Origin of the sequence: Pseudomonas fulva NBRC 16637 = DSM 17717, assembly GCF_000730565.1 — a bacterium.
Taxonomy (GTDB): domain Bacteria; phylum Pseudomonadota; class Gammaproteobacteria; order Pseudomonadales; family Pseudomonadaceae; genus Aquipseudomonas; species Aquipseudomonas fulva.
Window position 1 is genome coordinate 14,518 of record NZ_BBIQ01000029.1, and the last position, 17,412, is coordinate 31,929.

Below are 17,412 nucleotides of genomic sequence, written 5' to 3' on the forward strand. Positions count from 1 at the left end.
GCCTCACAAAAGGATTAACCCAGAAAGCCTCTGGTTGGTCTGAACACGGCTGCTATATCTCCTAAACGCCCACGCCTCGACCCACCGGTCGAGGCCGCCGCATCGCGTTCCAGAGGACCTGGTGCAGCAATGCCGGCCACATTCAGGCCGGGGGGGATCAGTCGACCAGCAGGGAGCACTTCATGGAAAACATCGTCGTCGCCGATAAGCAGTCCGCCGTCGCCACCCAGAATGCCTGGGGCAATATCAGTCTCAATGGCCCAGGCGTCGTGCAGATGCCCGTCGCCCCCGACCAGGTCGCCACCGTCACCCAACGCGGGCAGGATTTGATCGTCACGCTCAAGTCCGGCGAGAAGGTCACCATCGGCAATTTCTTCGCGGTGAATCAGGCTGGCGTTGGCAGCGACATGGTGTTCGTCGGCGAAGACGGTACCCTCTGGCAAGCCGAATACGACGCCCAGGCGTTCACCGGCTTCACCTTCAACGAAGTGGCTTCTCTGGACGAACTGGTTGCAGGCATCGGTACGGCGGGCGATGCCATGCCGACGTGGGCCATCGCAGGCCTGGGGTTGCTCGGCGTGGGCGGCGGCGCGGCGGCGGTAGGCGGCGGTAGTGGCGGCGGCGGCGGTGGTGGCGGTGCAGTGCCTGACACCACGGCCCCGGCGACCCCCATCGACCTGCTGGTTTCCCCGGATGGCCTGCGCCTGTCGGGGCGCGGTGAAGCGGGTGCGATCGTGAACATCCGCGGTGCGGCTGGCAACCTGCTCGGTACCGGTACGGTCGGGGCCGATGGCAGCTTCGATGTAGCGCTCAACGCCCCCCAGATCAACAGCGAAAGCCTGCAAGTGACCTTGACCGATGCAGCCGGCAATGTGTCTGCACCAGGCACCGTGACCGCACCGGATGCGACCGCTCCGCTGGCGCCAACCGAACTGGCGATCGACGCTCAGGGTACAACGCTCACCGGCCGTGCCGAGCCAGGTTCCACGGTGTCGGTCAGAGGGGCCGACGGCGTGCTGCTGGGCTCGGCCACGGCAGGGGCGGATGGATTGTTCAGCGTTACCCTGCAACCGGCACAGACCGCCGGCCAGGCCTTACAGGTCACGGCCGAGGATGCGGCGGGCAACACGTCCGCCGCAGCCGGTATTGCCGCTCCAGTGGTCGATGGCACCGATACCACCCCTCCTGATGCACCCGTGGCGCTCGCTGTGTCCGCTGATGGCACGCGCCTTTCGGGCCGTGGCGAGCCCGGCACTACGGTCAATGTTCGCGACGCTGCCGGCAATGTGATCGGCAGCGGCGTGGTGGGGGCCAATGGTGCCTTCGAGGTGGTGCTCACACCCGCGCAGCTCGATAGCCAGAACCTGCAAGTTACCCTTACCGATGCCGCTGGCAACGTCTCTGCACCGGGCGCTGTCGTAGCGCCAGACCTCACGGCGCCGCTCGCACCGACCAACCTGGCCGTCGATGCCCAGGGTGCCACCCTGACCGGGCGGGCCGAGCCCGGGTCTACCGTTTCGGTACGCGGCCCCGGCGGCGCGTTGCTGGGCACCGCCATCGCGGGCGCTGACGGCCTGTTCAGCATCACGCTACAACCCCCGCAGACCACTGGCCAGGCCTTGGCCGTGAGCGCCACCGACGCGGCAGGCAATACGTCGCCGGCAGCCAACATCACCGCGCCCTTGGTCGATGGCGGTGACACCACGCCGCCGGATGCACCTGTGGATCTGGCGGTAGGCCTGGCTGGCACCCAACTGACCGGCCGCGGCGAAGCCGGCACCACCGTGCGAGTGCGCGACGCGGCAGGCAACCTGCTCGCCACGGGCACCGTGGGTGCTGATGGCACCTTCACCGTGAGCCTGGACCCCGCCGTCAAGGCCGGCAGCAGCCTCCAAGTCACCCTGACCGACGCGGCAGGCAACATTTCGCCAGCCGCCAGCGTGGCATCTCCAGATCTTGTGGGGCCTGAGCAACCCACCGACCTGGCCCTGGCCGATGGTGTCACCTTCACCGGGCGCGGTGAGCCAGGCGCTACCGTGCAAGTGCGCGATGCTGCCGGCACCGTGATCGGCACAGGCACCGTGGGCGCAGACGGCGCCTTCAGCGTCACTCTCTCCCCTGCCCAGGCCAACGGCCAGGCACTGGACGTACGCCTGGTCGATGCGGCAGGCAATGCCTCGGCACCCTTGCAGTTCGATGCCCCTGACATCACCCCGCCAGAGGCGGTCACCAATGTGCTGGTTGGCCCGGGCGGCACCGTGATCGGTGGCCGAGGCGAGCCGGGTGCGACGGTCGAGGTGCGCGATGCGAACGGTACCCTGCTGGGCAGCGCTGTGGTTACCGCCAACGGCACCTTCCTGGTCAACCTCGACCCCGCCGTGCAACCCGGCGAGCAACTGAGCCTGGTGCAGACAGACCCTAGCGGCAACGCCTCGCCCGCAGTCGACTACGAAGTGCCCCTGACGCCAGCCCTGGAAAGCCCTGCCAACCTGGCGGTAAACGCCGACGGCACCGTACTCAGCGGTACTGCTCCGGCGGGCTCGCGCGTCGAGGTGCGCGATGCCAGCGGTGTGTTGATCGGCAGCGCCATCGCCAATGCCGACGGCAGCTTCAGCATCGACCTGAACCCCGCTCAGGCCAATGGCGAACTGCTGGATGTAGTGGCCATCGCCGACGATGTGTCATCGCTGCCCGCCCAAGTCACCGCCCCTGACATCACGGCGCCCACCGCCCCCACAGAGCTGGCGGTGAGCGCCGACGGCACCGTGGTCACCGGCCGCGCGGAGCCGGGCAGCACCGTGCGTATTCTGGCCGCTGACGGCACCGAGTTGGGCTCGGCGGTCGTCGGCGCCACCGGCGTGTTCAGCATTACCTTGAACCCTGCCCAAGTAGACGGCGAAGTGCTGCAAGCCACTGCCGCCGATGCTGCGGGCAACGTATCCCAAGCCAGCGCAGTCACAGCACCGGACATCGATGGTGGCGGTGATGTCACCCCGCCAGACGCGCCCGTGAACTTGGTCATCGGACTGGCAGGCAGCCAACTGACCGGTCGCGGCGAAGCCGGCACCACCGTGCAAGTGCGCGACGCGGCAGGCAACCTGCTCGCCACGGGCACTGTCGGCGCCGATGGCACTTTCACCGTCAACCTGGACCCCGCCGTCAAGGATGGCAGCAGCCTCCAAGTCACCCTGACCGACGCGGCAGGCAACATTTCGCCAGCCGCCAGCGTGGCATCTCCAGATCTTGTGGGGCCTGCGCAACCCACCGACCTGGCCCTGGCCGATGGTGTCACCTTCACCGGGCGCGGTGAGCCAGGCGCTACCGTGCAAGTGCGCGATGCTGCCGGCACCGTGATTGGCACAGGCACCGTGGGCGCAGACGGCGCCTTCAGCATCACCCTCTCACCTGCCCAGGCCAACGGCCAGGCATTGGACGTACGCCTGGTCGATGCGGCAGGCAATGCCTCGGCACCCTTGCAGTTCGATGCCCCTGACATCACCCCGCCAGAGGCGGTCACCAATGTGCTGGTCGGCCCTGGCGGTAACGTGATCGGTGGCCGAGGCGAGCCAGGTGCGACGGTCGAGGTGCGCGATGCGAACGGTACCTTGCTGGGCAGCACCGTGGTTACCGCCAACGGCACCTTCCTGGTCAACCTCGACCCCGCCGTGCAACCCGGCGAGCAACTGAGTCTGGTGCAGACAGACCCTAGCGGCAACGCCTCGCCCGCAGTCGACTACGAAGTGCCCCTGACGCCAGCCCTGGAAAGCCCTGCCAACCTGGCGGTAAACGCCGACGGCACCGTGCTCACCGGTACTGCTCCGGCGGGCTCGCGCGTCGAGGTGCGCGATGCCAGCGGCGCGTTGATCGGCAGCGCCATCGCCAATGCCGACGGCAGCTTCAGCATCGACCTGAACCCCGCTCAGGCCAATGGCGAACTGCTGGATGTGGTGGCCATCGCCGACGATGTGTCGTCACTGCCCGCTCAAATCACCGCCCCCGATATCACAGCGCCTGCCTCCCCCGCGGAGCTGGCGGTGAGCGCCGACGGCACCGTGGTCACGGGCCGCGCCGAGCCGGGGAGCACCGTGCGTATTCTGGCCGCTGACGGCACCGAGCTGGGCTCGGCGGTCGTCGGCGCTACCGGCGTATTCAGCATCACCTTGAACCCTGCTCAGGTAGACGGCGAAGTGCTGCAAGCCACTGCCACCGATGCCGCGGGCAATGCATCCCAGGCCAGTTCGGTCACCGCACCGGATATCGATGGCGGTGGCGATACAACGCCGCCTGAAGCGGCTTCCAACCTGGTCGTGGGTGTGGCGGGTACTCAGTTGAGCGGTCGCGGTGAAGCCGGAGCTACCGTCCAAGTGCGCAATGCGACCGGTGACCTGATTGCAACAGGCACCGTGGCCGCCGATGGCACCTTCACTGTCAACCTGGACCCCGCCGTCAAGGACGGCAGCGACCTGCAGGTCACGCTCACCGATGCCGCGGGGAACGTGTCCCAGCCCGCGACCGTTACCTCCCCTGACCTGATTGGCCCGGCGCAGCCAACCGACCTGGCCTTGGCTGGCGGCGTGACCCTGACCGGTCGCGGTGAAGCGGGTGCCATCGTGCAGGTCCGTACCGCAACCGGTACCGTGATCGGCTCGGCAATCGTGGGTGACGACGGCCTGTTCACGGTCACCCTCTCTCCTGCCCAGGCCAACGGCCAGGCGCTGGACGTGCGCCTGGTAGACGCAGCTGGCAACACGTCTGACCCGTTGCAGTTCGATGCCCCGGACATCACCCCACCCGAAGCCGTGACCAATCTTCTGGTCGGCCAAGGGGGGACCGCACTCAGTGGTCGTGGCGAAGCCGGTGCCACAGTTGAAGTGCGTGACATCGATGGCAATCTGCTAGGTCGCGGCGTAGTCACCGCCAACGGCACATTCCTGGTAAACCTCGACCCTGCCGCGCAGGCCGGTGAGCAACTGAGGCTGATTCAGGTAGACCCCAGCGGCAATGCTTCTATCCCCGTGACAATCGCGGTGCCGGCGACCAATCCACCCGCCAGCCCTGCTGAGCTGGCACTGTCCGAAGACGGTACCACCCTCACCGGCACCGCCCCGGCAGGCACTCGGGTGGAAGTGCGCGGGGCGGACGGTGCGTTGCTTGGCAGCGCAGTCGCAGGCCCTGACGGCAGCTTCACCGTCGAGCTGGCACCCGCACAAGCCAACGGCGAATTGCTCGATGTGGTCGCGATCGACAGTGCAGGGCTTTCTTCCCTGCCCACCCAGATCATCGCCCCGGACATCACTGCGCCTGCAACGCCAAGCGAACTGGCCATCAATGCCGACGGCACGGGGCTCAGCGGACGTGGCGAGCCCGGCAGCACCGTGCGTGTGCTGGCTGCCGATGGCACCACGGTATTGGGCAGCGCAGTGGTCGGCGCCACTGGCCGCTTCAGCATCACATTGAACCCGCCACAGGTCGACGGCGAGGTCTTGCAGGTCACGGCCACCGACGCAGCGGGCAACACCTCTGCTGGGGGTAATGTCACCGCGCCGGATATCGATGCCGTGGACAACACCCCGCCTGCACCTGCCACGGGCCTGGCCATCAACCTTGCCGGCGCGCAACTGAACGGGCGCGGTGAAGCTGGCGCTACGGTGCAGGTACGCGATGGCCAAGGCAATCTGCTGGCCAGCGGAACCGTCAATGCCGACGGCACCTTCCAGGTCAACCTGGACCCTGCGGTCAAGGACGGCAGCACCCTGCAAGTCGTGCTCACCGATGCCGCCGGCAACGCCTCCACCCCCGCCACCGTGGTCAGCCCCGACCTGCTGGCGCCCGCCCAGCCAACCGAGCTTGCCCTTGAAGGCGGCATCACGCTTACCGGTCGTGGCGAGCCTGGCGCAACGGTGCAAGTACGCACCGCTGGTGGGGCCGTGATCGGCACCGGCCTGGTGGATGCAAACGGCAACTTCAGTCTCACCCTGGCACCCGCGCAGGCCAACGGCGAAGCACTCGATGTACGCCTGGTGGACGCCGCCGGCAACGCCTCGACCCCGCTGCAGTTCGAAGCACCGGACATCACGCCTCCGGCTGCGGTAAGCAATGTCGTGGTGGGTAACGCCGGCTTGACCGTGGCCGGTCGAGGCGAAGCGGGCGCGCGCGTGGAAGTGCGCGATGCGACCGGCACTGTGATCGGCAGCGGCACCGTGAGTGGCAACGGGACCTTCCTGCTCGAACTCACCCCACCCGCCCAGCCCGGCGCACGCCTGAATCTCGTGCAGACCGACCCCAGCGGCAATGCGTCCGAACCGCTGCTGTTCGACGTCCCCCTTGTTCCGGCCCCGGCCAGCCCGAGCGGTCTGGTGGTGGCCGACGACGGCACCAGCATCAGCGGCACGGCCCCGGCAGGCAGCCAGGTGCAGGTACGTGATGCCAATGGCAACGTAGTCGGCAGTGTGGTGGTAGGTGCCGGTGGCACGTTCACCGTGGTGCTCAACCCGGCTCAGGCCAACGGCGAACTGCTCGACGTGGTGGCCATCGATGGCGCAGCAAACGCCTCCCTGCCCGTGCAGGTGACGGCGCCGGACATCACGCCACCAGCCATCCCCGGCGAGTTGCAGGTCAATGGCGACGGCAGCGTGGTCACGGGGCGCGCCGAAGCAGGCAGCACCGTGCGTGTGCTGGCCGCTGACGGGGTCACTGTGCTGGGGTCAGCCGTGGTGGGTGCAACCGGTGTCTTCAGCATCACCCTGAATCCGCCACAGGTCGACGGCGAGGTCTTGCAGGTCAATGCCACCGATGCCGCCGGCAATGCCTCGTTGCCAGGCTCGGTCACTGCGCCTGTGATTGACAACGGGGGCGACACCACGCCGCCACAACCTGCCACCGACCTTGTGATCAGTGCCAATGGCGCCACCGTTTCCGGGCGCGGCGAAGTCGGCACCACCGTGCAAGTGCGCAATGATCAGGGGCAGCTGCTGGCAAGCGGCACGGTACAAGCCGACGGCACCTTCGTGGTGCAGTTGCAGACGCCGGTGATTGACGGCTCGGCGCTCCAGGTCACCCTTACCGATGCAGCGGGCAACGTCTCGGCGCCAAGCTCGCTGGCCGCGCCTGACCAGGTGGCGCCGCTGCAGCCTGCCAATCTGGCGCTGGAAAACGGCGTGACCTTGAGCGGTACTGCCGAGGCCGGCGCGCGCGTTGAAGTGCGCGACGCCGCTGGCACCCTGATCGGTAGCGCCATCGCCCAGCCCGGCGGCACCTTCAACCTCACACTCGACCCGCCGCAGGCCAACGGTCAGGCCCTGTCCGTGACCGTGACCGACGCTGCGGGTAACAGCTCGGTGCCGCTGGGCTATGTCGCCCCCGACATCACGCCGCCAGTGCCGGTCAGCAACGTGCAAGCAGGTGCGGGAAGCCTCGCCGTCGCAGGCAGGGGTGAACCGGGCGCCACCGTACAGGTGCGCAATGATGAGGGCTTGGTCATCGGCACGGGGACTGTCGCGGTCAACGGCACCTTCGTCGTCAACCTCGATGCGCCGCTGGCGGCCGGCCAGGCCATCTCGCTGGTGCAGACCGACGCAGCTGGCAATACCTCCACGGTGATAGACGTCACCGTTTCGCAAGCCCCTGTACCGGCCAGCCCGACCGATATCGTGGTGGCTGGGGACGGCACCTCGGTCAGTGGCACCGCACCGGGCAACGCTCAGGTTGAAGTACGCGATGCCCAGGGCAATGTCATCGGCACCGTTCAGGCCAACCCTGACGGCAGCTTCACCGTGGGGCTCACACCGGCCCAGGCGAACGGCGAAACCCTGGATGTGGTCGCCGTCGACGGCGACGGCACCCCCTCGCTGCCCGTGCAGATCGTCGCTCCCGACATCACGGCCCCCAATGAACCTACCGATCTGCAGTTGAACACCAATGGCAGCGTATTGACCGGACGGGGCGAGGCAGGGGCCACGGTGCAGGTCACCGATGCCGATGGCAACGTGCTCGGCACGGCTCAAATCGGTGCCAACGGCGTTATCAGCGTGCAGCTGACGCCACCACAAACCGATGGCCAGACCCTGGAAGTCACCGTGCGCGATGGCGCCGGCAACACCTCCAGCTCCACCCTCACGGCGCCTGATCTGGACGGCCCGCTGCAGCCTTCTGCGTTGGCCATCGACACGGCGGGTATCCACCTCACCGGCGTGGGTCAGGTCGGCTCGATCATCACCGTCCGCGACGCAGGCGGCGCTGTGTTGGGCAGCGCAACCGTGGGCGCTGACGGACGCTTCGACGTCACCCTGTCCGCTGCCCAGCGCAACGGCGAAAGCTTGAGCGTGGAAGCCACCGACAACCTGGGCAACAGCGCAGGGCCTGTACCCTTCACGGCGCCGGATACCACGCCACCTCAGCAGGTTACCGATGCGGTCATCAACGGCGCAGGCAGCGTGGTGAGCGGTACTGGCGAAGCCGGCGCCACGGTGACCGTACGCGCGCCGAACGGCGCCGTGCTGGGCTTCGCCCAGGTAGGCAGCAATGGCGCCTTCTCGGTCACGCTCGACCCCGCGCAGACCAATGGCCAAGTGCTGAGTGTCGAACAGCGTGATGCTGCCGGCAACCTGTCCCAAGCCGTCGATCTGACTGCACCGGACAACGAACCGCCTGCCCTACCCGGCACCCTGCTGGTATCAGCCGATGGCACCCTCGTGACCGGCACGGGCGAGCCTGGCGCACAAGTCACGGTGACCGGTGTGGCTGGCATCGTGCTGGGCACTGCCGAGGTTCAAGCCGATGGCAATTTCAGCGTCACCCTGGTACCCGCGCAGCTCGGTGGCCAGGACCTGTCGATCATACAGACCGACCCTGCCGGCAACCCGTCCCCGGCGGGCACCGTGACGGCGCCCGACCTCGCACCGCCTCTGGCGGCTGTTGGCCTCTCGCTCAATGACGCCGGGAACGTACTGAGCGGTCAAGGTGAGGCCGGGACCACTGTCGAGGTGCGCGATGCCGCTGGCAATGTGCTGGGCAGCGTCGAAGTAGGGGTAGATGGCAACTTCGAAGTCCCTCTCACCCCAGCGCAAACCAATGGCGAAGTGCTGTCGGTGATCCTCATCGACGCACAGGGCAACCTGTCGCCTGCAACCACGCTCACGGCTGACGACAGCACACCACCGGCAACCGCTACGGGTCTTGTCATCACCCCGGGCGGCACTGCCATCCAGGGCGTTGGCGAGCCCGGCGCCACGGTGGAAGTACGGGGCGCTGGCGGCGCCGTGCTGGGCAGTATCGTGGTGCCTGAGGGTGGTAATTTCACCGTACCCGTGTCACCTGCGCAGCTCGATGGCCAGGTGCTGGATGTCGTACTGATCGACGGCGCCGGCAACGCCTCCTCGCCAGGACGGGTCACCGCGCCGGACATCACCCCACCTGCGCAACCCACCGGCGTGGTGGTCAGCGAAGACGGCACCACTGTGACCGGTAACGCGCCTGGCGCCCAGACCGTCACGGTACGCGACAGTGCCGGCGGTGAAGTCACTGTCCCGGTAGACGCCGACGGCGGCTTCAGCGTGACGCTGCCCACCGCGCAAAACAATGGGGAGACCGTCACCGTCGTGGTCACCGACCCGACCGGCAATGCATCGGTGCCGATCAGCGTGACAGCACCGGACAACACCGATCCGCTGCCAGCTACCAATGTCAGCGTGAGCCCCGATGGTACGACGGTCGGCGGCACGGCCGAACCTGGCAGCACGGTGGTCATCCGCAACCCGGATGGCTCCGAGCGCGGCAGTGATACGGCCGGCCCGGACGGCACCTTCGTGATCCCGGTCGACCCGCCCCTGAGCACGGGCGAAACGGTCGACGTGGTCGTGATCGACCCGTCCGGCAACGCCTCCACCGACGTGCAGCTGCAGGGCCCGACCGGTAACGAAGTGGCGGCCCCAAGCAACCTGGCGATCAGCGAAGACGGCTTCCTCCTGACCGGCCAGGGCACCGTCGGTACCTTGATTACCGTGACATCCGCCGGTACCACATTGGGCACGGCGACGGTTGGCACCGACGGCATCTTCCGCGTGTTCTTCCTCAATGCCCAGCTCAATGCGCAGAAATTGCAGGTCACCGCGCGAGCCACGGCAGGCGGCCAACCCTCGGTGCCAGCCACCGTGGTTGCCGAAGACACCACGCCGCCTGATGCACCGACAGGCGTGGCCATCGACCGTATCGGCAGCACCTTGACCGGCCAGGGCGAAGTGGGCGCTACCGTGCGTGTCAGCGATAGCTTGGGCAACTTCCTGGGCAGCGCGACCGTAGGCAGCAATGGCTTGTTCACGGTCAACTTCGTCCCGGCAGTGGCCAACGCCCAGAACCTCATCGTGACCCAGGCGGACGCGGCCGGTAATGTGTCATTGGCTGCGACCTTGCAGGCCCCCGATCTGCAGGCGCCTCTGGCTGCCAACAACCTGAGCTTGAACAACGCAGCCACGGTCGTCAGCGGCCAGGGTGAAGCCGGGGCGCTGGTGACGATTCGCGATGCCAGCGGCGCGGTACTGGCCACCGGCACCGTCAACCAGAGTGGCCAGTTCCAGATCACCCTGCCCAGTGCCCAGACCACCGGCAGCGCGCTGCAGGTCACCCTCAGCGACGCAGCCGGCAACGTGTCGGCGCCGGCCAGCCTCGCGACCCCAGACCGCACACCGCCAGCGGCAGTGATCGACGCGCAGTTGAGCGGCGATGGCCGGCAGCTGTCCGGCAGCGGTGAACCCGGCGCCACCGTGCAGGTGCGCAACGCTTCCGGCACCGTGCTGGGAACCGCGACGGTGGGTGTGGATGGCCGCTTTACCGTGGTGTTCGATACGCCCCAGGCCAATGGCCAGGCCATCGGCGTCACCCAGGTCGATGCCGCCGGCAATACCTCGGTCGCCGTCAACCTCACCACGCCAGACCTCACGCCCCCTGCCGCCCTGACCAACGTGGTGCTTAACAACAACGGCCTGACCCTGACCGGCTTGGGCGAAGCAGGCGCCACCGTCAGCGTGCGCGGGGTCGACGGCACTATCCTCGGTACAGGACTGGTCGCGGCCAATGGCAGCTTTACCCTGACCCTGAACAGCGCCCAGCTCAACGCGCAGCGCCTGAGCGTCACCCAGACCGATGCGGGCAACAACACATCGGTGGCGGTTGCCGTGACTGCGCCGGACTTCACCGCCCCCGACGCGCCGGTCAACCTGCTGCTCGCCCCGTCGGGCCTGCAGATGACCGGCAGCGCCGAAGCAAACAGCACGGTGACCGTGCGTGACAACGCCGGCAACGTGCTGGGCACGGCAGTCGCCGCCGCCAATGGTACCTTCCAGGTAACCCTCAACGCGCCCCAAACCAACGGGCAGGCCCTGCAGGTGACCGCCACCGACGCTGCCGGCAACGTTTCGACCGCTGCGCCCTATACCGCAGCGGACACCACGCCGCCAGCCGCCGTCAGCAACCTGGCCGTGTCCGCCGACGGCGCAAGCCTGGTGGGTAGCGGTGAGGCCGGTGCCACAGTGCGCGTCAGTGCAGCCGATGGCAGCCTGTTGGGCACAGCAGTGGTCGCAGCCGACGGTCGCTTCAACGTCAGCCTCAGCCCTGCGGCACTGGTGGGTGAAACCTTGAGCGTGGTGCAAGCCGACGCAGCACAGAACGTCTCGCCTGCCCAATCGATCAACGCCCCTGGGCCTTTGGCACCGGCAACCCCGGCAGACTTGGTCCTGGCCGCCGACGGCCTGTCGGTCTCGGGAACGGCAGCCAGCGGCACCACCGTCAACGTGTACGGCACCAATGGGCAACTCCTGGGCAGCAGCCCGGTGGCCAATGACGGCAGTTTCACGGTCAACCTTGGCAGCCCGCAGGCCAACGGCGAAGTGCTGCTGATCGCCGCTACTGGCACCGACGGCGCGGTATCGCTACCTGCCACGCTGCAGGCGCCGGATACCACGGCGCCGCTGCTGCTCACCGGCCTGGTGCTGTCTGGCGACGGCCTGGTCGTGACCGGCCGCGGCGAACCGGGCGCTACCGTGACCATCACTGGCGAAGGTGGTGTCGAACTCGGCACCGCCGTGGTCGATGCCGCTGGCAACTTCAGCGCCACGCTGGCCACGGCACAACTGGACGGCGAGCTGCTCAATGCCAGCCAGGCCGATGTGGCCGGTAACGAATCGAACAGCGTCAGCCTTACCGCGCCAGACCGCACCGCGCCAACACCTGCACAGGACTTGGCCTTCGCTGGCGGTGGCAGCCTGCTCAACGGGACAGGCGAGCCAGGCGTCACCGTGCGGGTGATCGCTGCCGACGGCAGTGTGCTGGGCACCGACACCGTGCGTGTCGATGGCACCTTCCAGGTCAACCTCTCTGCGCCTCAGGCCAACGGGCAACAGGTGCAGGTGCTGCTGACCGACGCCGCCGGCAACCAATCGGGCGCCAGCGTCATCACCGCGCCCGATACCACGCCGCCAACCGCACCGGCAGAGCTGGCGGTTTCCAGTGACGGCGTCACCATCACAGGGCGCGGCGAAGCCGGCGCAGCAGTGACCGTCACCAATGCAGCGGGTGAGGACATCGGCAGCGCCATTGTCGATGCCAGCGGCAACTTCACGCTGACCCTCGACCCGCCGCTCACCAACGCCGAAGTGCTGAGCTTCACCCAGGCCGATGCGGCCGGTAATGTCTCGCCGGTCGCCACCTTGCAAACGCCTGATTTCACCCCACCAGAGCCATTGACGCAGGTAGTGATCAACGCCGATGGCAGCGTGGTCACCGGCTTTGGTGAGTCGGGATCAACGGTAACCGTCAGGGATGCAGCGGGCGTGACGCTGGGTACGGGCACGGTCCTGGCCGACGGCAGCTTCCGTGTGGACCTGTCGCCGGCTCAGATCGATAACCAAGTGCTTTCCGTGCTGCAGGCCGACCCACCCGGCAACGTCAGCGAGGCGGTCACGGTGCAGGCGCCAGACCTGACGCCGCCAGCAGCGGCGACCGAGTTGCGGCTCAATGCGGCCGGCGACACCCTCGGTGGCGTCGGTGAAGTGGGCGCCACCGTGCGGGTGTTCGTGGGCACGACACAGATCGGCACGGGTGTGGTGAGCGCCGCAGGCACCTTCACCATCGCCCTGCAAACCCCGCAGCTCAATGGCGAGCGCTTGCAGGTGACCCTGACCGATGCTGCCCAGAACGTCTCGCCGGTCAGCACCCTGACCGCACTGGACATCACGCCCCCTGAAGCAGTGGTGGCGACCATCAACAGCAGCGGCACCCAATTGGTCGGCACAGCCGAAGTCGGGGCGCGCGTGACGGTGCTCAACAGCCAGGGCGATCTGGTAGGCCAGGTTGTCGTCGCCGCTGACGGCCGTTTCGTGGTGGCACTGACGCCGGCACAGATCAACGGTGAAGTGCTGACCCTCATCGCCCAGGACGCCACCGGCAACCCATCGCCGGGGGTGCAATTGCAAGCGCCTGACCTCACCCCACCGGTGCAGCCGGGCGACCTGGTGCTCGATGCCACCGGCCAGACCCTCACCGGCACGGCCGAAGCCGGCACCACCATCAGCGTGCGCGGGCCGGACGGTGTCGAAGTCGGCACTGTGCAGGTGGCGGCGGGCGGTGCCTTCACGATCGCCCTGGATCCAGCCCAGGACAACGGCCAGCTTCTGACCGTCGTCTCCATCGACGCAGCAGGCAACACCTCACTCCCGGCCACCTTGCTGGCCCGGGATACCTCGCCGCCCGATGCCGTCACAGACCTGGCGGTGGACAACACCTTCACCGTGATCACGGGCCGTGGCGAGCCAGGCGCAACCGTTACCATCAGCAAAAACGGGACGGTGATCGGTACCGGTGAAGTCAGCGAGGCCGGGACCTTCCAGATCGTCACCAGTCCGCCTGCCGGCTCGGTGGCGTCGCTGGTGGTCTACCAGACCGATGCGGCGGCCAATACGTCTGCCAGCATCACCTTTGTCACGCCGTTGGCACCCCCTCCTGTACCACCTACCAATGTCGTGCTGGCCAGCGATGGCCTGACTTTGTCGGGCAATGCGCCTTCGGGAACAGGCATTCGGGTATATGACGCGGCAGGCAATCAGATTGGTGTCGGCGGCGCCACCTTGAACGGTACGTTCAGCCTGCAACTGACGACTGCACAGCTCAACGGGCAGCAACTGACCGTCACGGCCGTTGCCTTGGTTGGCGGCGAATCGCAGCCGACCTTCGTGGTGGCGGCAGACATCACCCCGCCTGCAAACCCTGTCATCGCCGCGCTGTCGACCAATGGCCTGGTACTGACCGGCACCGGCGAAGCGGGCGCAACCGTGACCGTGCGCAGCGCCGGCAATGCGGTGCTGGGCACCGGGCAGGTCAACGCCGCAGGCGAGTTCAGCATCAACCTCAATGCACCGCAGTTGAATGGCCAGGTGCTGAACGTCAGCCAGACCGACGGGGCGGGCAACGCCTCTGGCAGCACGGCCTTCACCGCGCCTGACCTCCAACCACCGGCTGCGCCGACCAACGTGACGGTCAACGGTGCAGGCACCGTGCTGACCGGCAACGGCGAAGCAGGCGCTACCGTTACCGTGCAAGGCCCAGGTGGCCAGGTCGGTACCGGTGTGGTGCAGGCCAACGGCACCTTCACCATCGCCCTGACCTCGCCGCAGAACGATGGGCAACTGCTGGTGGTGCGCCAGACCGATGCCGCCGGCAACCTGTCCGGCAGCGCCAGTGTGTTCGCACCCGATACCACGCCGCCTGCCGCGCCGATTGCCACCATCAACCCCACCGGCACCGCCGTCAGCGGCTCGGGCCAGGTCGGCAGCACGGTACAAGTGCGCAACGGCGCCGGTACGGTGCTGGGCACCGCCACGGTCGGCAGCAACGGCCTGTTCGTGGTCAGCCTGGCGGCCGCGCAGATCGACAACCAGGCGTTGTCGGTCACGCTCACGGACGCAGCAGGCAACGTTTCGACGCCCACCGCGTTGACCGCGCCGGACTTCACCCCGCCAGCGGTCGCCGGCAACCTGCAGGTCAATGCCGACGGCACCAGCCTGACCGGTACCGGCGAGCCCGGCGCCACCGTCACCGTGCGCAGCGCAACCGGCACGGTGCTGCAAACCGGTACCGTGCAGCCTAACGGCAGCTTCACCGTGGCCTTGAACCCACCACAGGACAATGGCCAGCTGCTGTCGATCACCCTGAGCGACCCACGCGGCAACGTGTCGGGCAACGTCACCGTCACCGCGCCCGATGTGGACGCCGATGCGCCGGTCATCGCCAGCGACAACCTGGCAACCGCCGTGGTCAACCTTGCGCCCGTCGTCAGCAGCCGTACCTACCAGGACTCGTTCAGCACCCTGCTGGCGGGCTTCAGCAAGACCTTTACCTGGACAGTGGGAGCAGGCACAACGGCGGATCCAACGCTGACGCTCAACACGGGCAGTGCCCTGGCCCTGCTGGACAACGCCACCTTCACCTTGCAGGTGAAAAATGCCAGCGGCACCTGGGTGACGCTGGCGACCGGTAACAGCCAGGGCTTGCTCGACCTGGTATTGCTGCCGCTGGGCCAAGGCCTGCGCGTGGACATCGGCGAGCTGCGTGCCGGTGACTACCGGCTGACCGTGGGCAGCGGCGGTATCGGCCTGCTGACCACGGTCAACACCACGTTGCAGGTCGATACCACCAGCCTGACCCAGTTCACCGGTACGGGCGCAGCGACGTCCGGCAACGTCGTCACCGATGTGGGTATCGACGGCACGACCGATGCGCGTGGGCCGGACAGCGACGCGGTGCTGCAAGTGCTCAAGGGCGGGAGCTACGTGACCGCTGGCAGCGCTACCACCGTGCAGGGCCAGTACGGGACCCTGGTAATACGGGGCGATGGCAGCTACACCTATACCCCCAACGGCAGCCCGAGCAGCGTCGGCAAGGTGGATGTGTTCAGCTATCAGCTGGTGCATCCGAACGGCAAGTCCGACACGGCCAACCTGTACGTGCGCATCGACAGCCCACAAGCCACCGAGGTGTGGAGCAACACCAACTATGCAGCGCCCGCCACCGTAGTGGACGCGGTGAATGACGTCGACAACACCAACATCAGCCTGGTGAACCTGCAAACCAGCAGCACCACCACGTTCTCACCGCTGTCCTTGCCGGTGCTCGGTACCCGCTCGGCCACGTACACCACTACCGTGGCAGCCAACACCACCGCTGATGTACAGGTAGTGCTCAATTCTGCCAACCTGCTGACCCTGCTCAACGGCACCACGCTCGAGCTGCTCAAGCTCAACCCGGCCACAGGGCAGTACGTGACGGTGCAGACCGTCGGCGGTGGTTCACTGGTCACTCTGCTGGGCGGGGGAGCGGGCTACACCTTCCAGAACCAGGGCGCCGGCACCTACCACGTGCGGGTCACCGCAGGCGGCATTGGACTACTCAGCTCGCTGACCACCACGGTCAATGCCACGGCCACTCACCTCAATGAGTTCGTGGTAGGCAGCTATACGCCGGTCACCGGCAACCTGCTGACCGACGGCGCGGGCGCCGACAACCTGGGCTCGCCCCTGACGGTGCTGAGCGTGCTGACGGCGGCGAACACCTTCACCATCCCGGGCTACAACGGGGCCATCGTCCAGGGCAGCTACGGGACCTTGGTGGTGCAGGCCGATGGCAGCTACGCCTATACCCTTGATGCCGGCCTCAGTTCGTCGGTGATCGGGCAACAAGAGGTGTTCACTTACGAGCTGACCCACCCCAACGGCACTACCGACACCGCCACGCTCACCATCAACCTCGACCCGGTCACAGGCTTTGCCGCCACCGCTGCGATCATGGCGGACACCGGTGACGAGGGCGCGGCGCTGGCCGGTGTCGCCACGGTCGCTGCCAGTGAGGTGATCGCCGGCACCGATGGCGATGACACGCTGGTGGCCAGCGCCGGTAGCGCGGTCACGCTCGACGGGGGCGCCGGTAACGATACCCTGGTGATCAGCGACCAGGGCTTTGCCAGCATCAACGGGGGAAGCGGTAGCGACACGCTGCTCTGGAATGGCGGTGATGCCAGCATCGACCTGGGCAACCTGGTCGGTCGGGTGCACGAGATCGACACCATCGACCTCAACGACACCAGCGCAGTGACTCTCACATTGACCCTGGCCGACGTGGTGGCGGTTACCGACAGCGCCAGCGACACGCTGATCATCAAGGGGGATGACAGTGACTCGGTTCACATGACCGACACCTGGAGCAAGGTGGGGAACCAAACTGCCGACGGTATCGACTATAACCAGTACACGGCTCAGGAGGATCCGAGTCACCACTTGTGGGTGCAAAGCGGTATCCATGTGGTCTGAGGCCGCTGCAAACCCGCCGGGTACATCCCCGGGGGCAAGGACGATGACCAGCAGTAAGGACACT

At 67.3% G+C, this 17,412-nt stretch carries 1 protein-coding gene; it reads left to right on the forward strand.

Annotation, left to right across the window (positions count from 1 at the left end):
- Nucleotides 1-182 precede the first annotated feature (182 nt).
- Nucleotides 183-17,348 carry a BapA/Bap/LapF family large adhesin gene (locus tag PFU01S_RS20820; RefSeq protein WP_042139893.1) on the forward strand — a complete coding sequence of 5,722 codons (17,166 nt, stop codon included), beginning with the start codon at nucleotides 183-185 and terminating at the stop codon, nucleotides 17,346-17,348.
- The last annotated feature ends 64 nt before the right edge of the window (nucleotides 17,349-17,412 follow it).